This window comes from Acinetobacter sp. CE-15, assembly GCF_051059255.1.
GTDB classification, from domain to species: domain Bacteria; phylum Pseudomonadota; class Gammaproteobacteria; order Pseudomonadales; family Moraxellaceae; genus Acinetobacter; species Acinetobacter guillouiae.
Genome location: NZ_CP192737.1, coordinates 2,631,182 through 2,652,931, shown reverse-complemented (window position 1 = coordinate 2,652,931; position 21,750 = coordinate 2,631,182). Strand labels below are relative to the sequence as shown.

Below are 21,750 nucleotides of genomic sequence, written 5' to 3'. Positions count from 1 at the left end.
ATTAGTCCTCCAAAGAAACCTGAGTTGTCGCTATTAATGGTTTTAAACGAATTAATAACCAAGTACTAAAAATAGCACTCAGCACAGCTGTGATACAGAATAAGATTTTAATATCTATTTTCAAAATACTTAAGATGAGAATAGAAAAAATTGCCGATGAAACCATGAATATTGCATTAAAAATGTTGTTTGCCGCAACCACACGCGCACGGTGTGATTTTGGGGCATAGGCTTGCATCATGGCATAAAGTGGAACGATATAAAAACCTCCACTTATGCCCAATAAGGTGACTGCAAGCATGACATGATAATAAATTGCCCCTGAATTAAACATATCAGAAATCGCAATCAGATCACCGGTACGTTCTGGAACAAAAGCCAAACTAGCTGCTAAATAGAGTGCAAATAGCGTTAAGCCAATCGCACCAAGCGGTACCATTTTGATATTCACTTCTGCACCGCCAATTTTACGGCACAGTAACGAACCTACGCCAATGCCGACAGAAAAAAATGTAAGCAATAAACTAACAACATTTTCATTGGCATGTAGGTTTTGCTGTGTTAACTGCGGGATTTGTGTGAGATAAGTTGCACCATAAAACCAGTACCAAGAATTGCCTAAAAGTACGATAAAAATTAACGGTAAACTTTTAGCATAGCGGATGGTTTGGAAACTGGTACGAAAGAAATTCCAATCGATCTCTAAGTCTTCATTTGAAGTAGATTGTTTAAGGACAAAACGACTGGATAAATAACCCACTACTGCAATAGATACGATGGTTAAGCAAATCCAGATCATATTGCCTTGTGACAGCGAAATGACTGCGCCGCCTAAAATCATCCCAATTAGAATCGCAATGGATGTGCCTGACTGAAACAGGGCGTTACCAGACATCAGTTCATTGGGTTTTAAAATTTCAGGCAAAATCGCATATTTGATTGGCCCAAAAAAAGTACTATGCGTGCCCATTAAAAATAAGGCGAAGAGTAAAATCCAAAGATTACCCAATAAAAAACCCGCTGAGGCGATCAGCATGATGATGATTTCTAAAATTTTAATACTTCGGACTAAAAATGAGCGTTCGTATTTATCTGCAATTTGACCTGCGGTCGCAGAGAAGATGAAATAGGGTAGAATAAACAGTAACGCAGCGAGATTGTTGAGTGTACTGATATTGGCAGACTGATGATGAATCCAACCATAGGTAATGACGAGTAATAATGATTGTTTATAAACATTATCATTCAGGGCGCCAAAAAACTGGGTAAGGAACATCGGTAAAAAACGTCTTGTCCCTAAAATATGCTCATTTTTTTCCATTGTAGACGACTTCATTTAGTTATATATAAGAAATGTGTTGAAATGGTAACTATCTCTCAAAATCATGTATCATGTTTTTAACTTAAATCATGTGTAAAACCAATTGGTTTGGGTATTTGAAAGATTTTTAATAATTGATCTTTCTACAAATAAATTTAGGTCATTCGAGCTTGGTATGCCAGCAAAAATTAATTTTAAAAAATCTGTGCTTTCACATAGTGTACATTTACACTTTGACCGTTATCATATCAATAAACTGATATGTTCAAGTGTTTTTTTAAGTGTTTTTGCGATCCCTGTCAGTTATGCCGATCAAATACAAAGCAATCAGAACTTGCCATCAAGCTCTGAAACCATCAGTACAAGTTCTGAAAAAATCAGCAATACTCAAGAACAATTAGAATCAGCGGCCATTCAACAAGGCGTATCCAACGAAAAGATCGACCAGTTAGATCAGAAAATTCAACAAGCTCAACAAACTGATCAAGTCGATAGCGTTAAAATGCTTGAACAACAAGAAAAAAATATGGGGGTGCAAGATGATTTTAAGCCGATCCAATTTGAAGATCTTGAAGAGTTACCTGCTGTTGCTGTGGATCAGTCTTTAGCAAATGAAATTTATAAAGTTGCAGAAGATGCAAAAACGGATGCGCAGAATTTTCGTAATGGGGTGACCAAAGCACCTCAAGTTGAAGTGACTAATGCGACCCAGCAAGAATTGAATGAGATTACGCAAGCGCCAGTCAATGTTGATCAGCTTATACAAACGATTCGTGCGGACAATAAAATTTCTGTAGAGGAAAATCAATCGGGTAAAACCTTGGTTGATAATACACAGAGTAATAGCGATGAAGAAAAGGCTAAACCTGGTTTCTTTAAAAGTTTAGTCAATAAAATCCGTGGGCCGCAAGACAACGGCGTACCAATTCCAAAAATCAGTGTTTCCGTGACGGGGGCACCTACGGTTCTTGCAACTAACTTAAAAGCAAAATTAGGAACCTTTACCCAAGAAGCATATTCTGACTTTAATGGCTCGGTGCCTCAGTTAAGAACACTAGCGGTACAAGCTGCCCAAGCAGTAGGTTATTACAATGCAGAATTCAAGTTTACTAAAATCGATGATACCCATTTAGGGGTTAAAGTCACCCCACATGACCCAGTCAAAGTGACTGAACAAAATATTGAGTTTACAGGGGCTGGCGCTAAACTGGCACAGTTCCAAGTTATTGGCGTACTTCCTGATTTAGAAGAAGGTGATATTCTCAATCATGGTGCTTATGAATCTACCAAAAGCCGAATAGTAGATGCAGCATCGAATAACGGGTTTTTTGATGGTTATTGGCGTTTACATGATGTCAAAGTTGAACAACCGCAAAACAAAGCCAAAATTGATTTAAAGTACGAAACGGGCGATCGTTATAAATTGCAAGATGTTGAATTTAGAATGAGTGATCCTTCTAAGCCACTTCCGATCGATTTAAAAATCTTAAAAACCTTAGCGCCGTGGGAAGATGGTGCGGATTATACCGCATGGCGTGTCAATGGTTTGGCCAATAACTTAACCAACTCACGTTATTTTAACTATACCTTGGTTGATGCGATTAAACCGGATGCAATTGTAAAACCACTTGAGCTTCCCGCAGATCTGCAAGCTTTAGTAGATCAGCAAAAAATCACTGAAACGACATTGTCAGCGCAAACCAATGCCGATAAAGCACATTTGTCAGATAAAGAAGTGACCCAAAATGTGGTCAATGAAAATCAGTTTGCGGGAACGCAAGGTGAAGAAGTCAATCCGAACTTAAAGCAGCTTCAAGCACAACAGAAAGAAAAAGAATCCGATGATGATCTATTAAAAGATCAGGCACGTGAGAATAAAAAGATTCCTGTGATTGTGACTTTAAATGCGGATCGCTTAAACAGTTTAGAAACAGGTATTGGTTATGGGACTGATACAGGGGTACGTTTACGTAGCCAATATAGACGTGCGATCGTCAACCATTTAGGGCATTCTTTTGATGCCAATATGGAGTTGTCACAAATTCGTCAAGCCATTGATGCTCGCTATAACATTCCTTATAAACATCCATTAAATGATTACTTCAGTTTGGTTGCGGGTTATGAACGAGAAACCCGTGATGGTATTGGTAATGACATGGATTTGGTCATTGAATCTGCGGTAGCTGGGGTAGACCGTATTATTAAAGGTTCCAGAAAAGAGTGGCAGCATATTCTTGGCGTGCGTTACCGTTTAGACCGTGTTACTCAAAATGGTCCTGTAGATATTGCCAATATTCCTGATGCTTTTTTAATTCCTGGTTCAAATCAAGAACAGCAATCATTGTTGTTGGGTTATGAAGCAACCAAAACAACCAGTGATAATCGGATCAATCCAACACGCGGATATAAGCAAAGTTATAAAATTCAGCTTGGCAGTCAGTCTTTACTTTCAGATACGGATATGGCGATTACCAGTGCAGATTGGAAAGGTTTATATTCTTTTGGTCAAAATGATAATCATCAGGTGGTGGGTGGTTTGAATGTCGGCTATATTTTTGCCAAAGATTTTGAACAAGTTCCTTATAATTTAAGATATTTCGCTGGTGGGGATCAGAGTTTACGAGGCTTCGATTATAAGAGTCTATCCCCAACGGAATATGGCTATAAAGTCGGTGGTCAAGGTTTGGCTGTCGGTTCATTGGAATACAATTACCAATTTAAAGAGGGTTGGCGTGGCGCAATATTCAGTGACTTTGGTAATGCTTACGATAAATCATTTAGTAACGATACCCAATATAGCTTAGGCTTAGGAATCCGTTGGAAGTCACCAATTGGTCCGATTCGAATTGATGTTGCATCAGGTGTTTCAGATCCTGCTCGCCCAATTCGACTGCACTTCTTTATTGGTTCACAACTTTAATTAACTAAAAATATAAGAGAATTACTGGAAATATTATGGCTGATGAAGAACATCAAGATGTTCAAAATGAACAGCAAAATGATCAACTAAAGCAAGAGCAGACACCGAAGAAGCGCAATATATTGCGTAATATTCTAATGTCATTGCTTTTGGTCATTATTTTATTGATTGCTGCATTGGCTGTGATGTTTAGTACCGATAAAGGCAGTAAGTTTTTATTGGATCGGGTTGCTTCAAGCCAGAAAATTATTGATTACCAATATGAAAGCGGTAACTTGCTTCAAGGGATCATACTTAAAAATGTTTTGGTCACTCTCGCTGCAGTTGATGTCAAAATTGATCGTGCAGATGTTTCCTTGGGTTGGCGCGCAATATTAGATAAAGAAATTCATTTGAGCCATGCTGATGTTAACAATTTAAGAATTATCAGCAAAACACCACCAAGCGATGAACCCTTTAAGTTTAGCGAAATCAAGTTACCCTTTGTTTTACGTTTAGATGAAGCGAATGTAGATCATATGCAGTTGCAAACTGCCTCTACAAAAATTGATTTTAACGATATTCATTTAGAAAATGCATTGTGGTCTGGTACAGAGTTGAAGTTTGAAAACTCTAAAATGGACATGGGCTATTTATCTGTAAAAGACGCGACAGGTAATATGAATTTTAAACAAGGCGATTATCCGCTGAATGCCAAAGCAATTTTGCGTATCCCAAGTTTAAAAAGTTTAAATGTTGAAGATATTTATGTACATGCACGTGGCTCACTCGACACAATTAAAGCAGGTGTTGCAACGAAAACGCCCGATCTTTTAACGGGTTGGGCGGTGATCCATCCGATGCGTCATGATGTTCCAATGAATGGTGCTTTGGTTTTTAAAGATTATCATTGGCCGTTGTTGCTGGAACAAGAATTACTGTCTAAAAATGGCTTGGCGAAATTTCAAGGCGATGTTAAAGGCTTAAGCTTAGACATCAACACAGACATTAGTGGTAAAAATATCCCACAAGGTCAATATACTGCTTTAGCACATACCGATTTAACCAATCAGTTGAATATTAATAATTTAAATGGTCAATTGATGGGCGGTGCTTTAAATCTTGCAGGTTTGGTCAGTTGGCAAGATCATGTGCATTGGGATGTGCAAGGCCGTTTAGATCGAATCAATCCAAAAGACAAAATTATCCCACAAGTGATTCAAGACTTTTTACCTGTTTCCCTTGATGCCAAAATTGGTTCAGTGGGCGAATTAAAACAAGGTATGCATTTAACCGCCAATGTTGATTTTGATAAATATGAAGCTTGGAAGGTTAAATTAGATCAAGCTGAACAAAAGGGTAAAAAGCCTGAACCGATGTTATTGGGGGTTAACTGGAAAAATATCGACCGAGCCGTGCCTTATGTGGGTTGGTTAAGCAGTGAACAAGGTCAGGTTGAAGTTGCACTGGTTGACGATCAGCAAAATATTCATGTGGCAACCGTTGTACGTCAACATGAAAAAGGCAGTTTACCTGAGGGCAAATACACAGCTCAGTTAGACCTAAAAGGCAATGATTTACACGTACCAGCATTTGAATATGTGGCAACGAAAGGCAGTTTATCTGGAAACGCAGTTGTTGAATTACCTACTGAAAAACGCCAGTTAAAATGGAATGCCTTACTTAATGCAAAAGATTTTAATCCACAAAGTATTGTCGCAACTGCACCAGTAGATTTAATCAATGGGCAAATAAAAGCCAATGGTTATGCGAAACCAAATCAACAATTGATTAATTTTGATGCGATTAATTTAACTGGGCGACTTGCAAATCAAGCCAACCCTGAAACAATCCAATTGACAGGTAAAAGTACAGCCGCAGTTATTTTCAATGATGCCAATGCTGGTGGAGCGTTTAAAGGCTTTGCTGTGAATTATGACGGGGCATTAAATGCGTCACAGCTAAAACAAGGCAGTGGCTTGTTAAAGATCAGAGTTGCAGGTACACCAGAGCTAATTAAAATATCTGAGCTACAGCATGATGGTGTTGCTGGAAAAATCTTAGCCAATGGCTTGGTGCATATCAGCAATGGCATCGGTTGGGATATCAACGCATCTTTGGTGCGTTTTAAACCACAATATTTTGTTTCTTCTGTGCGTGGTGAAGTTTCTGGGAATGTGAAGACTCAGGGGAATTGGTCAGATCGTCTGAAGAGAATTAATATTCAACAATTGAATATTGCAGGCATGATCAATAACAAACCCTTAAGAGGACGCGGTAACCTTGCAGTTGTTTTAAATTCTGATTTAAAAGGCTTGATGCCACAGCAATTTGAAGCCAATAACTTATTTTTGTCTTATGCCAATAACCAAGTTCAGGCGACAGGAAATGCACAGAATCTACGATTAAAAGTCAATGCACCTGCATTATATGAGCTTTATCCGGGATTGCGTGGCACAGCATATGGTTATTTGAATCTACAAGCACAGCCACGTCTGAGTGCAACTGCAAACCTCACAGTCGATAATTTTAGTTTTAATGATAGCCTAAGCATTAAAAAATTAAGCTTAAAAGGTGAATTACCAACCTCTGAAACTGTAGCGTCGAAAATGGTGGCGCAAATGGATACTTTGCGCAGTGGAAACCGTGAGATTCAGCATGCAGGGATTACACTTTCTGGAACACGTAAAGCACATTTATTACAGCTTCAGGCATGGAACTATTATTCTAAGTTCTATGTGCAGCTTGCAGGTGGATTTAATGCGCAGAATGATTGGTTGGGTCAGATTCAAAAAGGTGAGTTTGACTCAGTAAGAGCACACTTATTACAACAACAAAATGCACCGGTTATTTTTAACGCCTCAAAATCGGAGTTATATGTTGGGCAGCATTGTTGGTCAAGTCAGCAAAGCCAATTGTGTTTTGATCAACCGATCCGCGCAAGTCAGCAAAATGGTAATGTTTCCTTTGTTACTAAAAATCTAGATCTGAATGATTTTGCTGCGTTTATGCCAGAAGGTTTGGCACTGACGGGGAAATTAAATGGTTATGCAAAAGCATCATGGGCGAAAGGTGCACAGCCTAAATTAGATGCCAAGCTGGTTACTCGTAATGGACAAATTGGTATTGCAGCAGAAGATCCGAATGATCCTTCAACTTCAATGAACTATGACGAAGCCAGTGTAATTGCAAAAAGCATAAAAGATGGTTTGTTATTGCGTGTTGATTTAAAAGCGCCGAATGTTGGAACAGGCTATGCCAGTGTCATTGTCAATCCATATGTCGAGTCTAAGCCGATGCGTGGTGAGGTGGCATTTAATGAAGTTCAGCTGAAAATCTTAAAACCATTTATTGCTGATGTACGTAAGCTTGATGGGACTTTATCACTTGCAGGAAAAATTAACGGTACGCTGACACAACCATTGTTTGATGGTGAAATGCGCTTGAAAAATGGTGAAATTAGTATGATTTCACTGCCTGTGAATTTGAATAATGTTCAGATTTACACTTCAATTCGTCAAGACGTTGCAACAATTAATGGTGCATTTAACAGCGGTCGTGGTGTCGGTAAAATTAATGGCAGTATCGATTGGAAAAATGATCCACATATACAATTACGTCTCAATGGCGATAAATTGCTGATTCGTCAAGCACCGTTGATCACTGCAGTTGTCGATACTGATATTGAATTGGATGCTTTACCTTTAAGTAAGAAACTGACCGTTAAAGGTAAAGTTGATGTACCTAGTGCATTAATTTCAATGCCTGAATCCAGTGCAACCGTAGTCAATGTGTCACCTGATGTCCGTATTGTAAAAGAAGGTCAAAATCAGCTAGCAGTGCTTAAAGCAGCACAGCCGTGGTCTATACGTGCAGATGTTTCAGTAAACTTGGGCGATAAAGTTATTTTCCAAGGCTTTAATAGTCGTATTCCATTGGTGGGCCGTCTTTACCTTTCTCAACGTGGTTTGGAAACTGCAATGCGTGCCAATGGTGCGATTGGTGTCAGTCAAAAAGTAACCGTTGAAGCTTATGGTCAGCGTTTAGACTTAAATCGTGCCATTGCTCGTTTTAATGGCCCATTGTCTAATCCTACATTGGATGTTGATACCAATAAGAGTATTTCTGGCAGTACGGTAGGTCTACGTATTACAGGCACAGCTTCTAGTCCAAACATTCAAGTTTATAATGATGCTGGTTTGTCAGATCAGGAAGCGATGAATGCTTTAATTACAGGACGTATTAATGAAGGTTCTAGTGGCTTAAGTAATGCTGAAGGATTTAAATCGGATGTAAACAATACGATTGCAGCAGCAGGGATCAGTTTGGGGCTAGGGGGAACACGCGCATTTACCAATCAAATTGGACGTACATTTGGTTTAAGTGGTTTGTCTTTTGATGCACAAGGGACTGGGGATGATACGCAAGTCAGTTTGACGGGTTATATTACCCCTGATTTGTATATTCGCTATGGTGTGGGGGTATTTACACCAGTGAATAAACTGACTTTACGTTATCAAATGAATAAACGTTTATATCTGGAAGCCAGCCAGTCTTTAGAAAAAGCCATTGACGTGTTCTATCATTGGAGATTCTAGCCAAAACATTTTAAATGCAATCGGTATTGAAATGTAGTTGATCAATATTGAAAAACTCGGATTACGATCCGAGTTTTTTTATGCTTATATCAAATGAGATGAATCATTGAGCTAAACAAAGTGCATCGTAAAATGCTTGGAATGTGAGCAGCGCAAAGATATTGTACATAGCTATTAAAAGCCAATAGGCGAGTATATTAAAGATCTTTATATTGCACTTGTCTTGCTGATTTATGCTGATTGTTTAAGACTGATCATGGGTTGAATATTTAATTTTTTAGAAGTAGAAAAGCCCAATGAAATATTGGGCTTTTAAAACTGATTTGAAGATGTTGTTACACGCTAAAGCGCTTCAATGGCGTTATTCAGTTAATAACACATCTCCATATTGTTCACGTAAATCACGCTTTAACATTTTACCGGTACCTGTTAAAGGAATGGATTCAACAAAAATAACTTTGTCTGGGATTTGCCATTTCGCAATCTTATCTGCATAGTAATCCAATAGTTCTTGCTCAGTAATGTGACTACCTTGCTGTTTAATCGCAATCACCACTGGGCGTTCATCCCATTTCGGGTGGTTTGCTGCAATCACAGCAGCCATCGCAATTTCAGGATGATTCATGGCAATGTTTTCAAGTTCAACAGAAGAAATCCACTCACCACCTGATTTAATTAAATCTTTGGCACGATCACTTAACAGCAGATAGCCGTCCTCATTAATCGTGGCGATATCACCGGTATCAAACCAACCATCAGCACTTAACGCTTTTTCAGATTTGCCATAATAAGATTCAATAATCCAATGGCCTTTTACTTGCAGATTCCCCGTACTATGTCCATCACGGGCAACTTCATGTGTGCCATTTTCTTCATCGGTAATACGTAAATCTACGCCAAAAGGTGGGCGACCTTGAGACAAGCGAACTTTAAATTGTTCTTCTTCACTTAAATTTAGGTGTTTGGCTTTAAGTTGGTTGCCTGTGCCCAATGGGCTCATTTCAGTCATGCCCCATGCATGAATAGTTTCGCAATGATAGATGTCTCTAAATGCTTTCATCATCGCAGGTGGGCAAGCTGAACCGCCAACGACATTGCGTTTAAGGCTTTCAAGAGCGCTACCAGATTGTTTTGCTGCGGCAAGCAAGCCTTGCCAAATCGTTGGTACACCGAGCGCAATACTGACTTTATATTCATCAATCATTTGCACTAAACTGGCACCATCTAAACCCGGCCCCGGCAGTATCAATGTACAACCGACCATTGCTGCGGCATAAGGTGTACCCCAGGCATTGACATGGAACATGGGAACCACAGGCAACATAATATCTTTTGCAGATAAATTTAGTGAGTCGGGCAGTGCGATCGCATAGGTGTGTAAAATGGTTGAGCGGTGACTATACAAAGCGCCTTTTGGATTGCCCGTTGTTCCTGAGGTATAGCAAAGCGAGCTTGCGGTATTTTCCTCAAAATTTGGCCACTCGTACTGTATAGAATGTTCTGCAATCAGCACATCATAGAATTTAACATCTGGGAGGGCATCGGCAATATCTTGGTCAAAAGCACCTAGATAAACGAAATGTTCTACATGAGGGGTAAGGGCTTTCACTGCTTTGATTAGCGGTAAAAAGGTTTTATCAAATAACACCACTTTGTCTTGAGCATCATTGATAATAAAGATCAATTGTTCAGGAAAAAGTCTAGGGTTGATGGTGTGACAGACCAAGCCACTTCCGGAAATTGCATACCAAGATTCAAGATGACGATGATTATTCCATGCAATCGTTGCAACTCGGTCGCCTAAGCCTAACCCCAGTCCAGCGAGTGCATTGGCAAAGCGTTTCGCGTTTTCACTTACATGTGTCCAATCTGTCTTTGTAATCGTGCCATCGGTATTTTTTGAAATAATCGCAGTATCACCATGATAACGCGTAGCATGCTCAATGAGGCTACTGATTAATAATGGTTGCTGCATCATACGTCCTTGCATATAAAATTCCTTTATAATCTTGTTGATAGGCTTAAATTGTATTTTTCTCAGAAGCTTTCTAAGTGAAAAAAATTGTTAAATAGAAAAAGCTATCATTTCATCCTATATAAAAGTCAGATTAAATCAAGCTTAAAAACAATATATTTTTGCAACATTTTTATTATTTTAACCAATAAAAAACAATAGCTTAGTTGGATTATCATGATTTGAAAATTTGATCAAGAAATGTGGGGTATCAGACTAAAGAACTAGGGAAAAGTATTACTCAGATATATGTATATGTGCTAAACATATTCTATGTCTTGTTAAGGCATTGATGTTTTAGGATGAAACTATATTGATGTGAGATATTAAAAGGAGTTTTAGAATGTTTCAAAAAATCAGAAAATTATTGTGTATCCACAGTTTTGAATATGAAATTGGACATAATATTGTGGTTAAAGAGTGCCGTAAGTGTGGTGCTCATCATTAATTTTCTAGAAGCGATCTCAAAATATCACTATATTATGATCATTGGATAAAATATGGTGATATTTAGAAAGCGTTATATCTCTAAATGAAAATAATAAAAATCTAGTTTTGCAAGCTGATTCATTCAATCTTATGCTGATAGATGTCCTCGTTTGATTGCTTATGATTGTTCTATTTTATTGCTTAAGGCTGTCTTTGTTTTTTCAGTATGGTTAAATTTACGTTAGAATAACCCTATTCTTGTTTTATTGTCTTTGAATCATCATGTCTAAAAATTTTTTAGCTGAAAATTATATTGTCGATGAACATCTTGCTGATACTTTAAATTGGTTATGCCAACATCAAGATTGTTATGATGCTTTTCAATTTGATGTGTTGACTCAAGAACTCAAAGTTCATCATGCCAATGGTACAGATATCATTCGTCAGGGGATGTATCTTACGGCAAAGTACGGAATTTTAATCACATCCTTATAGTGAATTGGTGCTCAATGATTGTCGCTAAAATCAGCATGTAACATATTCTTGCGCTTAAATTTAATTTATCGTGTTTTTTTACTTTGATTAGTGCGACAAAAAAGTCAAAACACAGCTAAAATATAGCTTGAATAGTGTGTATTGAATCCATAATGAATATGAATGTATCAGAACATCAGCGTAGCATTTTGGCTACGATGGGAATAGAGCTTTGGATACCCAAGGTTGATGTTCAAACACGTCATTATGAAAATGCGCTATACCGTGATATTGCTCAAGTTGAACAGGATATTGCTGTTGTGCCTGAGTTGAACACACATTCAACTCAATCAGATGCAAAATTAGAAAATCAAAATGTACAGCCGCCACAGATTGAAAAAGCACATCAGCCTGAAGTTTCTTTATTAAAACGAAATCCTGAAACACAGCAAACTGAAGAGATTTCGGCACCTGAGCAAATTCAGCAACAGACAAACTTTACTGTTGAGCCTGCATTACAAATTGCGCCATTTGAAATCCAAGCCTATTGCATTGAAAGCTGTGTCATTTTTGTCGATTGTACTCAAATCAGCGCTGGCCAATTCACGCTATGGGGCAATATACAGCAGGCGCTTGTAGGGCAGTTTTATGATTTAAAATGGCCTTTTCCAATGTTGCAACTTCAAGATGGAAGAGGGGCTGCGATGTATATCCAAGGATTTGTTGATGCTTTAAGGCAAGAGCGTAAAGTCATCAGTCTTGGTCAATTGCCTTATTTAAGCAATACTGAAATGTTTGAATTGGCAAGTTTACAAGAGATGATTGAGCAACCTTTATTAAAACGCCGTCTATGGCAATTTATGCAAAATAAACTGAATTAGTTTTCAAGATCTGTACTGAGAGGTTTTCTGGGATATGAATAAAAAAGTGGTTGTATTTAGTCAAATCGACTCAGAAGTTCAAGCAAAATTAGCAGAAAAATATCAGTTGGTTGTATTGAATCCTAAGCAAGGCGATATCAATGCACAAATTCGTCAAGCGGTTGTTGATGCAGATGCAATGATTGGTGCGGGTCGTTTGCTTAATGAAAGTAATATAGCCACTGCAGAAAAATTAAAAATTATCTCCTCTGTCAGTGTGGGCTATGATAATTACGATGTTGATTATTTAAATCAAAAGAAAATCTGGTTGTCGAATACACCACACGTATTAACCGAAACGACAGCGGATTTAGCCTTTACTTTGTTGATGAGTGCTGCACGTAAAGTACCGAGTTTAGATCACTGGACCAAACAAGGTGAGTGGCAACGTACAGTCAATGCGACACAATTTGGTCAAGAAATTTTTGGTAAAACTTTAGGAATAATCGGTTTAGGTCATATCGGTGCGGCAATTGCACGACGTGGATTTTATGGCTTTAATATGAATATTTTGTATCATAATCGCCGTGAAAAAATCGAAGTTGCACAACAGTTTAATGCACAATATAAAAGTCTTGAAGCACTGTTAAAACAAGCTGATTTTGTTGTGGTTGCGGTAGATTTAAATAGCCAATCTAAAGCCTTAATCGGTGCTCAAGAATTTGCTTTGATGCAAAAGCATGCTGTTTTTGTCAATATTGCACGTGGTTCGGTGGTGGATGAACAGGCATTAACAGAGGCTTTACAGAACCGCCAAATTTTTGCTGCGGGTCTAGACGTATACCAAAAAGAACCGTTGCAACAATCGCCATTGTTTGAGTTGGATAATGTCGTGACTTTACCGCATATCGGTTCAGCAACCGCCGAGACGCGCAAGAAAATGGCGGAACTGGCTTTTCAAAATTTAGTCGATGCTTTGGAACAACGCACACCAAGATATTTAGTCAATGAAAACTTCTAGTTGATGTTGAATGTTTGCTGACAATGCAAATTACATATGAAATGTTTACAGCCCCCTAACACTTCATTGCGAATTTGTACTAAATTCAATGTTATATTTAGAATATTAAAATAATTGGGACGATCAATTGAACAAGACCTTCCTCAGCCTTTGTCTCTGCTTAAGCACTTCAATTAGCTCAGCTGATGATTTTCTGCAAACTCAGAATAGTACTCAATTTGAAGTACCTGAGATTGGCAGTGGGGTGGGGTTTATTGATCAACAAAAAGAAAAAACCATTGGTGAAAAAGTTTATCGTCAAGTGCAACAGCAAATGCCAGTTCTGCAAGATCCTTGGCTGGAAGATCAGTTTATGCTGGTTTTTTCAAAAATTCTCAGTCAGACCCAGCTTTCACAGCCAGTAGGCTTGGTGGTGATTAAAGATGCTCAGATCAATGCATTTGCAGTACCTGGGGGCATGTTTGCCCTAAATAGTGGGATGATTACAGCTTCAAGTAACATGGATGAAGTTGCCAGTGTAATGGGACATGAAATTGCCCATGTCACACAACGTCATTACAGCCGTTCACAAGAAGCATTTAAAGGTCAAGGTTTATTGGCGCTTGCTGGAATTATCGTCGGTGCTGCATTGGCGTCCAAAGCGGATGGTGATATTGGTGGTGCAGTGATGATGGGTACACAAGCTGCATTGATGGACAAGCAGCTCAGTTATAGCCGAAATCAAGAACGTGAAGCAGATCGGATCGGGATGCAGTTTATGTATGGGGCTGGATATGACCCAGAAAGTATGGCTGATTTCTTTGAAACCATGCATCGTTCTACAAGCCGTTTAAGCTTTTTACCTGATTTTTGGTTAACTCATCCCTTAACAACAGAGCGTATGAGTGAAGCAAGATTAAGGGCAAATCAATTTCCAAAAGTTCCTTTTCGTGCTCAGCAATCTGATTTTGATATTATTAAATGGTATACCGCAGTGATTTCGGGACAAGCCACTGACCGTCAATTGCTGGCTTTAGCACAATCGAATAATTTAGCGGGTTTATTGGCTTTAAGTGAATTTTATTTGCTGCAAGGTGATTATGACAATGCGCAGACGCAGCTGAATTTAGCCAAGAAGGTCAACGCTGAGCATACTTTGGTCACTTTGATTCAAACTGATATTTATTTAGGGCGAAATAAATTAGATGATGCCTATCAAACCATCATCAGTAAGCAAATCATAACCCCAGAAAATCGTGCATTAAGTTATAAATTAGCCGAAGTTTATATTCGACAGCAGAAGTCCAAAGAAGCTGAGCAATTGGTTAATCGTTTTGTGAATAAAAATAATAAAGATATTATTGGCTGGCAACTGTTACAACAAGCGGCAAATTTAGATAAAAAGAATCCAATGCGTACAGTCAATGTGCTGAGAAATCGGGCAGAAGTTCAGTATTGGTCTGGTGATGAAGAAAATGCGATTAAATCACTTTTACATGCCAAGCGTTTGGCTAAAGAGAATAATGCGATGAGTGCCCGTATCGATACACGCTTAAAAGTGATGCAAGATGAGCTGAAGTTAAAAATTTAAAAATAACATTTAAAGAACTTAAAACTTGAGTTAAAAAATAATGGGTAATTTTAAATGTGCCATTAAAGAAAATTTACTTTCTATTCTTGCTTGAACAGGTTAAGCTAAAATCACTTAAAGTTATAATAAAGTATTTGATTCACATGAAGAAAATTTTAATCGCATGCAGCATTTTTTTCTATGCTCACTCAACATTTGCAGCAGTACCAGAAAGCTATGTTCGAGAAGTTGAGCGTATTTCGACGCAATACAGTGCCGACATGAAATTTTTTTTGCGTAGTCTAGATCCTAAATTGAGTCAGTTTAATCCGCAACAAGAGTCACAATTCTGTGGCATTGTTAAAAAATATGTCGATGATATGTATAAAACGACAGATGAAAATCGTCGATACCTCCCACCATCAGCGCAATCTATGACCAAACAAAATGTGATTGATAAAGTGATGTTGTCACCTGAAATGCAGCTGCTTAAAAAATATAATATTCAGTGTGATTTGAAATAGGTTTATCTTTAACATCTTACATCTGAGCCACATCATTTATGGATTTTAGCCAATTTCAAATTGAGAATGAGCAGATTGTTCTCAACATCATTCAAGTATCTGATGCTGAAGATTTATATAGTGCAATAAAAAATACTTTAACCGAGCTTAGAAAGTTTCCTGCAAGTTTAGTATGGGCATTGGAAGAACCTAATTTGCCAGCTTCAATGGCATTCTGCCAATCTCGTTTGGTGGCGTTATTAAATAAAGAGAACTTTGTATTTATTATCCGTTTAAAAGAAACTGATGATTTTTTAGGGGTTGTCGATATCCATGCAATTGATTGGTTGCAAAATACTGCATCTATTGGGTTTTGGGGAAACTCAAAATTTAAACAAAAAGGCTATATGTCACAAGCGCTAACACTATTTGTAAGTAGTTTATTCTCGAAATGGAATTTTTTAGGTTTAAATGCTTATGTCGATGTAGAAAATATATTGGCACGAAAATTATGTGAAAAAGCAGGGTTTTTGCTTAAAGATATTCAATATCAATCTGTACAGAATCCAGTCGATGGTGGCTTTAGAGATATTTGCCATTATCAGATAGAAAATAAATGAAGTGATATTGTAGATTGACGATTTTGGGCTATTTAACAAGAAACTATTTCATTGCAAAATAATTTTTATTTAAGTTGTTAAATAGACCAAATCAAACAGAAATTCAGATTTAAGAACGTTGGGTTTAGCCAAGTTTTGCTTTAATTTTTGCAGAAACTTGTGCTGGATCGGCACGTCCGGCTATGATCGGACGTAGAGAATTCATCACCTTACCCATATCTTTCATGCTAGTTGCACCTTGCGCAGTAATAGTTTGCGCAATGAGAGAATCAAGCTCGTCCTCTGACATAGCTTCAGGTAGAAACTGAGATAACACCTCAATTTCGGCTTGTTCTTTACTAGCTAAATCTTCACGGCCTGCACCTTCAAAGGCTTTGACCGATTCTTTACGTTGTTTGATTTGCTTTTCAATGACCGCAAGAACCTGAGTATCGTCAAGCTCTATGCGCTCATCGACTTCGATTTGCTTGATTGCTGCCTGTAGACCACGAATTACCGTTAACTTACCCATTTCTTTAGCACGCATTGTTGCTTTTAAAACATCAGTTATTTGGTTTTTTAAAGTAGTCATTTATCTGTCCAGGTGAGTCAATCAATCACAAATTAATCTTAGTAAAGGCGAGTAGTACGTACTGATTCACGCGCCAATTTCTTTTGGTAGCGTTTAACAGCAGCAGCTTTTTTACGTTTACGTTCTTGAGTAGGTTTCTCGTAGAATTCACGTTTACGAACATCAGCTAAAACACCAGCTTTTTCGCATGAACGTTTGAAACGACGGATAGCTACGTCTACTGGTTCGCCTTCTTTCAATTTAACTTGTGGCATGAAGAATCCTCATTAAGTTATGGATAAGATCAGGGTCGAATTACCCTAGATCACAAGTGAAGGTCAGTATTTTACTCATTTACATCTCATACCACAAGTCTATAATAGCTTTAGCAATATTTTGAAATGGGTAAAAGGCAATTTAATGATCGTTCTGGGCTTAGAAACTTCATGTGATGAAACAGGATTAGCGCTCTATGACAATGAAGTCGGCTTAAGAGGACAGGTGTTATATAGTCAAATTAAATTGCATGCAGAGTATGGTGGTGTGGTCCCTGAATTGGCCTCTCGTGATCATGTTCGGAAGTTAATTCCTCTGATTAATCAGTTGCTTGAGCAAAGCGGTGTGAGAAAATCAGAGATCGATGCAGTGGCGTATACGCGCGGCCCTGGCTTAATGGGCGCACTGATGACAGGGGCATTATTTGGTCGTACCTTGGCTTTTGCGCTGAATAAACCCGCAATTGGCGTGCATCATATGGAAGGTCATATGCTTGCTCCATTATTATCCGAAAATCCACCTGAATTTCCGTTTGTCGCATTATTAGTGTCAGGTGGACACACTCAATTGATGGCAGCACATGCAATTGGTGAGTACGAAATTCTAGGTGAGTCGATTGACGATGCTGCTGGTGAAGCTTTTGATAAAGTCGCAAAAATGTTGAAATTACCTTATCCCGGTGGTCCAAATATTTCAAAATTGGCGGAACAAGGTGACAAAAACGCGTTTGAATTTCCACGTCCAATGTTGCATCAAGGGCTAGATTTTTCATTTAGTGGTCTAAAAACTGCTGTTTCAGTGCAGTTAAAAAAATTAGGTGAAGAACAACGTGATGCAGACATTGCAGCTTCATTCCAAGAAGCTTTAGTGGATACTTTGGTTAAAAAGTCGATTAAAGCCTTAAAACAATCGGGTTTAAGACGTTTGGTGATTGCGGGCGGTGTCAGTGCCAATAAACGTTTAAGAGAGCGCTTAGAAGCAGACTTAGCTAAAATTAAAGCAACAGTTTATTATGCAGAACCTGCTTTATGTACAGATAATGGCGCAATGATTGCGTTTGCAGGTTATCAGCGTTTAAAAGCTGGACAAAAAGATGGTTTATCGGTGACGACAACACCACGTTGGCCAATGACTGAATTGACTAAACCTGAATTAGTTTAAGTCCGATATTGAACGGATTGTTAAATTTAAAAAAGAGGCGAAAGCCTCTTTTTTTATGGATTTAAAATTTAACGCGAATAAGGCTTCCATGTTTTGCTTTTGTTATCATAGTTATATTGAACCTGATCATCGTAATTTGATTCAAAGTTTGTATGGCCATATTGATGATTGATACTAAAACAATTTTTAATATTGCTATAGGTTTCATGTGTGCCAGGGTGATCACCATCGAATTGTGAACCCATTAAGCATAATTTGGCGTCATTCAATGCAAATGTATAAGTGGGCTTCTTTTTGACATTGCCTTCATTATCTTCCCAACCCGTGAACTGATAATTGAGTGGATAAGCAATCCCTGTTTGGGTATCTAAAGCAACCATTTCTAAAGAATCTGAAGTTCCAGTATTGAGTAAAATATATTTTTTATCAAAATTGGGCTGCATTGTTTTAAGCGCATTTTTATATTTGGCAAGATTGGCTTTAGAACAGTAATCGCCATTAAAATAATCACTCTGACACTCAGAAACTTTTTTAAACGTCGTCCCAGCATATGCCAATTGTAGCGATGCAGAACAAACAATCAGTGATAGGGCGAAAAATCTTTTCATTTATATTGACTTTGAAGGTGTTTCTGCACAGTTTATCGCATTTCTTTTACTGTGGTTTATCTGATTTCATGATAAAAAATAATCAGAATATTAAAAAATGAGATTGGAACATGGACTTATTGTCTTCTGAACAGCATATCCACCCAAACAATATTGGTACAGATCCTCAGCTTTATAAAAAATTTAGCCAAGGCGTGCGTTTACCTTATGAAGTTTTAAACATTCACAATATTCCTGATGGTGCAAAACCAGGCCATTTTATCGAGGTTCGTTGTGGTGGGTTTGGTTCAGAAATTTCAGCACACCCTACAGAAAAGTATCAATTCTATGCACTTACAGATCGTGGGCCGAATACCACGTATAACGTCAATCAGGATCATGGCAAAATCTTTTTAGAGCCTGACTATACCCCTAAAATTGGATTATTTGAGTTAAAAAAAGATGGAACTATTCAGAAAATAAAAGAAATTTTATTAAAAGATCCAACGGGCAGAAATATTACTGGTTTGCCTAATCAGCATTTTGGTGCAAGTAAAGAAATCGCCTATGACCAAGATGGCAAGAAATTAGCCATAGGCACAGATGAATTTGGATTGGATGCTGAAGGTTTGGTTGCACTCAAAGATGGTACTTTCTGGGTCAGTGATGAATATGGTCCTCATATTGTGCATTTTAATGCAGATGGGCTGGAAATCGACCGGATCAATGCCTATGTTTTAGATGAGCGCAGAACATCGGGGTATTTATTGCCCCAAGAATATGCCAATCGACGCCAAAATCGAGGGATGGAAGGTTTAACCATTACACCCGATCAAAAAAAGCTGGTGGGCATTATGCAATCCACCATGAGCAATCCCGATGCTTCAGTAAGCAAATCAGATCTTGTGCGTATTGTGATGATTGATTTAGAAAGCAAAGTCGTTTCTCAGTATCTGTATCAACAAGAAGGAGGTCTGAAGACTTATTCCAATACGGCAATAACCGCATTGAGTGCCTCACAATTTCTAGTCGCAGAACGTGATGATGATTTCTATAAAGATAATCCTCAAGCATTTAAACGGATTTATAAAATCAATCTGCAACATGCCACTGATTTAGAAAAGCTAAAGCCAACTTCAACGATTCGACAAGATGAACAATTCGGCCTGTTGATTGCGGAACAAACCCTGGAACAATATGTGTTAACAGCAGGCTGGAGTGGTCTGGCTCAACAGGGTATCTACCCGGTAGAAAAGACCTTAGTGGTGGATTTGGTTGCACGTTTACAGTATCCGCACGATAAAATTGAAGGTCTATGGGTGATTGATGAACAGCATTTAGCAGTGCTCAATGATGATGATTATGCTTTTTCTGAAACAGATGGGGTATTGCAACAAAAGTATTTGGATCACGATAAAAATATTATCGATGGCAATACACTTTATATCCTCGATCAATTGGATTTAACAGCGGATTAAATCATTATCCATTCAAGATAAAATTAAACCGCCAAATTAATTTGACGGTTTAATCAATAGTTCACGCTTAACTTTGTGTTGGTTTTAAAGTTGATTCAAGTATTAAGCTTGATTCAAAGATTAAACTTAGTATTCCCAGAACATCCGTTGAATTTCTTTTGCATCTTTGGTTTTGGTCAGCGCCAAAGCAGCTAAAAGTTTTGCTTTTTGCGGATTCAAATCGTGAGCAACCACCCAACCATATTTATCATCAGGCTGTTCAGCATTACGTAACACAAAACCTTGTGGAACGCGTGAAGAACGAATGATTTGTACACCTTGTTGCTGGAGTTGGTTTAATGTCGGAACAATATAATTTGCTACGGAACCATTACCTGTACCCGCATGAATAATGGCTTTAGCACCCGCTTTCGCATAGGCCACATAGGCATCTGGAAGCATATTGCCTGAACCATAAACGATTTGAACGATTGGTAGCGCATCACCCTGAATGTTTTCAATATTAAACTCAGAACTATTGTTAAAACGTTTTGCAACGTTTCTAAACCAATAAGGTTTACCTTCAACCAGTGTACCTAAAGCACCCCATTGGCTGACAAAAGCATCGGTATGAATATTGATGGTCTTTGACACATCGCGTGCTGCAAAAATATCATCATTCATTAACACAAAAACGCCTTTGCCTTTGGCACTGTCTGCGGCAGCAAGCGCAACAGCACTATACAGGTTCAAAGGGCCGTCAGCTGAAAGTGCTGAAGGTGGACGCATAGAACCAACAACGACAATTGGTTTATCTGTATGAACTGTAAGACTTAGAAAATAAGCAGTTTCTTCTAAAGTATCTGTACCATGGGTAATCACCACGCCATTCACATCAGGCTTTTTAACCAATTCGTTCACTTTGCGTGCAATGGTTAAAAGCTCTTTGTCAGTGATGCTTTCTGAAGCAACCTGTAAAGCCTGTACGCCTGTAACATTGGCAAGATTTTGAATTTGCGGAACTGCATTCAACAAATCATCTACAGGAACTTTCGCAGCAGTGTATGTTGCGCTATTTGTAGAACTTGCTCCAGCACCCGCGATCGTACCGCCAGTTGCGACGACAACGACATTATTTTTTGCATAACTCGTAAAGGGTAAAAGCATGCCAATTGCAAGTGTAAGTGCAGTAACCGTCTTTTTCATAAACTATCCTTTTCAATCATTGTTCTGGTCATAAGCATTTTTTGTACCAGTTTTTCAATCTATATAAATACTGAGCTGTTGCCCATACTTATTTAAAAATGTAATTTTTCAAATAATCACTCAAATTTATAGTTACATACTATTAAAACTGGATAAAGTGCTTGCCAGTGTGTTTTTTCAGCATTCAATGAAGATGTTGTGCAATATAACGTCAATGACTAAGTT

Annotated in this window: 16 protein-coding genes; 10 read left to right on the top strand and 6 right to left on the bottom strand. The window is 38.2% G+C overall.

The genetic code is table 11. The features are described 5' to 3' along the window. Position 1 precedes the first annotated feature (1 nt). The gene (locus tag ACQ7EO_RS12340) at positions 2-1,321 is read right to left on the bottom strand and encodes an MFS transporter (RefSeq protein WP_004720991.1); all 1,320 of its coding nucleotides are present in this window, start codon (positions 1,319-1,321) and stop codon (positions 2-4) included. A 175-nt stretch (positions 1,322-1,496) separates the two neighbouring features. Between ACQ7EO_RS12340 and ACQ7EO_RS12335 the strand changes: the two genes are divergently transcribed. Next, positions 1,497-4,241 (top strand): autotransporter assembly complex protein TamA, encoded by a 2,745-nt coding sequence (locus ACQ7EO_RS12335; protein ID WP_434277456.1) that lies wholly within the window; start codon positions 1,497-1,499, stop codon positions 4,239-4,241. 35 nt (positions 4,242-4,276) lie between these two features. Beyond that, the gene (locus ACQ7EO_RS12330; RefSeq protein ID WP_434277454.1) at positions 4,277-8,818 is read left to right on the top strand and encodes a translocation/assembly module TamB domain-containing protein; all 4,542 of its coding nucleotides are present in this window, start codon (positions 4,277-4,279) and stop codon (positions 8,816-8,818) included. A gap of 361 nt (positions 8,819-9,179) precedes the next feature. On the opposite strand, the gene ACQ7EO_RS12325 is transcribed toward ACQ7EO_RS12330, so the two are convergent. Further along, the gene (locus ACQ7EO_RS12325) at positions 9,180-10,808 is read right to left on the bottom strand and encodes a long-chain-fatty-acid--CoA ligase (RefSeq protein WP_434277453.1); all 1,629 of its coding nucleotides are present in this window, start codon (positions 10,806-10,808) and stop codon (positions 9,180-9,182) included. A gap of 735 nt (positions 10,809-11,543) precedes the next feature. Between ACQ7EO_RS12325 and ACQ7EO_RS12320 the strand changes: the two genes are divergently transcribed. The 6 genes from ACQ7EO_RS12320 (at position 11,544) to ACQ7EO_RS12295 (ending at position 16,288) form a co-directional block, all read left to right on the top strand. Continuing rightward, entirely contained in the window at positions 11,544-11,756 is a 213-nt protein-coding gene (locus ACQ7EO_RS12320) for a hypothetical protein (RefSeq protein WP_004821110.1), read from the top strand. 152 nt (positions 11,757-11,908) lie between these two features. Continuing rightward, the gene (locus ACQ7EO_RS12315; protein WP_434277451.1) at positions 11,909-12,616 is read left to right on the top strand and encodes a hypothetical protein; all 708 of its coding nucleotides are present in this window, start codon (positions 11,909-11,911) and stop codon (positions 12,614-12,616) included. A gap of 34 nt (positions 12,617-12,650) precedes the next feature. Further along, on the top strand, positions 12,651-13,616 hold the full coding sequence (locus tag ACQ7EO_RS12310; protein WP_209826286.1) for a 2-hydroxyacid dehydrogenase: 966 nt from the start codon (positions 12,651-12,653) through the stop codon (positions 13,614-13,616). Positions 13,617-13,788: 172 nt separating this feature from the next. Next, positions 13,789-15,186 carry a M48 family metalloprotease gene (locus tag ACQ7EO_RS12305; protein ID WP_434279616.1) on the top strand — a complete coding sequence of 466 codons (1,398 nt, stop codon included), beginning with the start codon at positions 13,789-13,791 and terminating at the stop codon, positions 15,184-15,186. Positions 15,187-15,329: 143 nt separating this feature from the next. Next, positions 15,330-15,689 carry a hypothetical protein gene (locus ACQ7EO_RS12300; RefSeq protein WP_034612790.1) on the top strand — a complete coding sequence of 120 codons (360 nt, stop codon included), beginning with the start codon at positions 15,330-15,332 and terminating at the stop codon, positions 15,687-15,689. Positions 15,690-15,727: 38 nt separating this feature from the next. After that, the gene (locus tag ACQ7EO_RS12295) at positions 15,728-16,288 is read left to right on the top strand and encodes a GNAT family N-acetyltransferase (RefSeq protein WP_434277449.1); all 561 of its coding nucleotides are present in this window, start codon (positions 15,728-15,730) and stop codon (positions 16,286-16,288) included. A 124-nt stretch (positions 16,289-16,412) separates the two neighbouring features. On the opposite strand, the gene ACQ7EO_RS12290 is transcribed toward ACQ7EO_RS12295, so the two are convergent. Both ACQ7EO_RS12290 and rpsU read right to left on the bottom strand, forming a co-directional pair. Next, positions 16,413-16,859 carry a GatB/YqeY domain-containing protein gene (locus ACQ7EO_RS12290; protein ID WP_004720970.1) on the bottom strand — a complete coding sequence of 149 codons (447 nt, stop codon included), beginning with the start codon at positions 16,857-16,859 and terminating at the stop codon, positions 16,413-16,415. Between the two features lie 38 nt (positions 16,860-16,897). After that, on the bottom strand, positions 16,898-17,113 hold the full coding sequence (gene rpsU / locus ACQ7EO_RS12285) for a 30S ribosomal protein S21 (RefSeq protein WP_001136722.1): 216 nt from the start codon (positions 17,111-17,113) through the stop codon (positions 16,898-16,900). Positions 17,114-17,258: 145 nt separating this feature from the next. Here rpsU and tsaD point away from each other — a divergent pair, with 145 nt between their 5' ends. Beyond that, complete coding sequence (tsaD, locus tag ACQ7EO_RS12280; protein ID WP_239045761.1) at positions 17,259-18,275, top strand: tRNA (adenosine(37)-N6)-threonylcarbamoyltransferase complex transferase subunit TsaD; 1,017 nt, start codon at positions 17,259-17,261, stop codon at positions 18,273-18,275. A 68-nt stretch (positions 18,276-18,343) separates the two neighbouring features. On the opposite strand, the gene ACQ7EO_RS12275 is transcribed toward tsaD, so the two are convergent. Further along, complete coding sequence (locus tag ACQ7EO_RS12275) at positions 18,344-18,883, bottom strand: hypothetical protein (protein WP_434277446.1); 540 nt, start codon at positions 18,881-18,883, stop codon at positions 18,344-18,346. Between the two features lie 110 nt (positions 18,884-18,993). Here ACQ7EO_RS12275 and ACQ7EO_RS12270 point away from each other — a divergent pair, with 110 nt between their 5' ends. Further along, positions 18,994-20,340, top strand: a complete 1,347-nt coding sequence (locus tag ACQ7EO_RS12270) for an esterase-like activity of phytase family protein (RefSeq protein ID WP_434277445.1) — start codon at positions 18,994-18,996, stop codon at positions 20,338-20,340. A 126-nt stretch (positions 20,341-20,466) separates the two neighbouring features. Here the strand turns inward: ACQ7EO_RS12270 and ACQ7EO_RS12265 are convergent, their stop codons facing one another. Continuing rightward, the gene (locus ACQ7EO_RS12265) at positions 20,467-21,525 is read right to left on the bottom strand and encodes a type II asparaginase (RefSeq protein WP_004720964.1); all 1,059 of its coding nucleotides are present in this window, start codon (positions 21,523-21,525) and stop codon (positions 20,467-20,469) included. Between the last annotated feature and the right edge of the window lie 225 nt (positions 21,526-21,750).

Bases quoted from the DNA above. Each gene is read 5' to 3' on its own strand.
- ACQ7EO_RS12340 (WP_004720991.1), bottom strand. From the start codon at position 1,321: ATGGAAAAAAATGAGCATATTTTAGGGACAAGACGTTTTTTACCGATG.
- ACQ7EO_RS12335 (WP_434277456.1), top strand. From the start codon at position 1,497: ATGCCAGCAAAAATTAATTTTAAAAAATCTGTGCTTTCACATAGTGTA.
- ACQ7EO_RS12330 (WP_434277454.1), top strand. From the start codon at position 4,277: ATGGCTGATGAAGAACATCAAGATGTTCAAAATGAACAGCAAAATGAT.
- ACQ7EO_RS12325 (WP_434277453.1), bottom strand. From the start codon at position 10,808: ATGCAAGGACGTATGATGCAGCAACCATTATTAATCAGTAGCCTCATT.
- ACQ7EO_RS12320 (WP_004821110.1), top strand. From the start codon at position 11,544: ATGTCTAAAAATTTTTTAGCTGAAAATTATATTGTCGATGAACATCTT.
- ACQ7EO_RS12315 (WP_434277451.1), top strand. From the start codon at position 11,909: ATGAATATGAATGTATCAGAACATCAGCGTAGCATTTTGGCTACGATG.
- ACQ7EO_RS12310 (WP_209826286.1), top strand. From the start codon at position 12,651: ATGAATAAAAAAGTGGTTGTATTTAGTCAAATCGACTCAGAAGTTCAA.
- ACQ7EO_RS12300 (WP_034612790.1), top strand. From the start codon at position 15,330: ATGAAGAAAATTTTAATCGCATGCAGCATTTTTTTCTATGCTCACTCA.
- ACQ7EO_RS12295 (WP_434277449.1), top strand. From the start codon at position 15,728: ATGGATTTTAGCCAATTTCAAATTGAGAATGAGCAGATTGTTCTCAAC.
- ACQ7EO_RS12290 (WP_004720970.1), bottom strand. From the start codon at position 16,859: ATGACTACTTTAAAAAACCAAATAACTGATGTTTTAAAAGCAACAATG.
- rpsU (WP_001136722.1), bottom strand. From the start codon at position 17,113: ATGCCACAAGTTAAATTGAAAGAAGGCGAACCAGTAGACGTAGCTATC.
- tsaD (WP_239045761.1), top strand. From the start codon at position 17,259: ATGATCGTTCTGGGCTTAGAAACTTCATGTGATGAAACAGGATTAGCG.
- ACQ7EO_RS12275 (WP_434277446.1), bottom strand. From the start codon at position 18,883: ATGAAAAGATTTTTCGCCCTATCACTGATTGTTTGTTCTGCATCGCTA.
- ACQ7EO_RS12270 (WP_434277445.1), top strand. From the start codon at position 18,994: ATGGACTTATTGTCTTCTGAACAGCATATCCACCCAAACAATATTGGT.
- ACQ7EO_RS12265 (WP_004720964.1), bottom strand. From the start codon at position 21,525: ATGAAAAAGACGGTTACTGCACTTACACTTGCAATTGGCATGCTTTTA.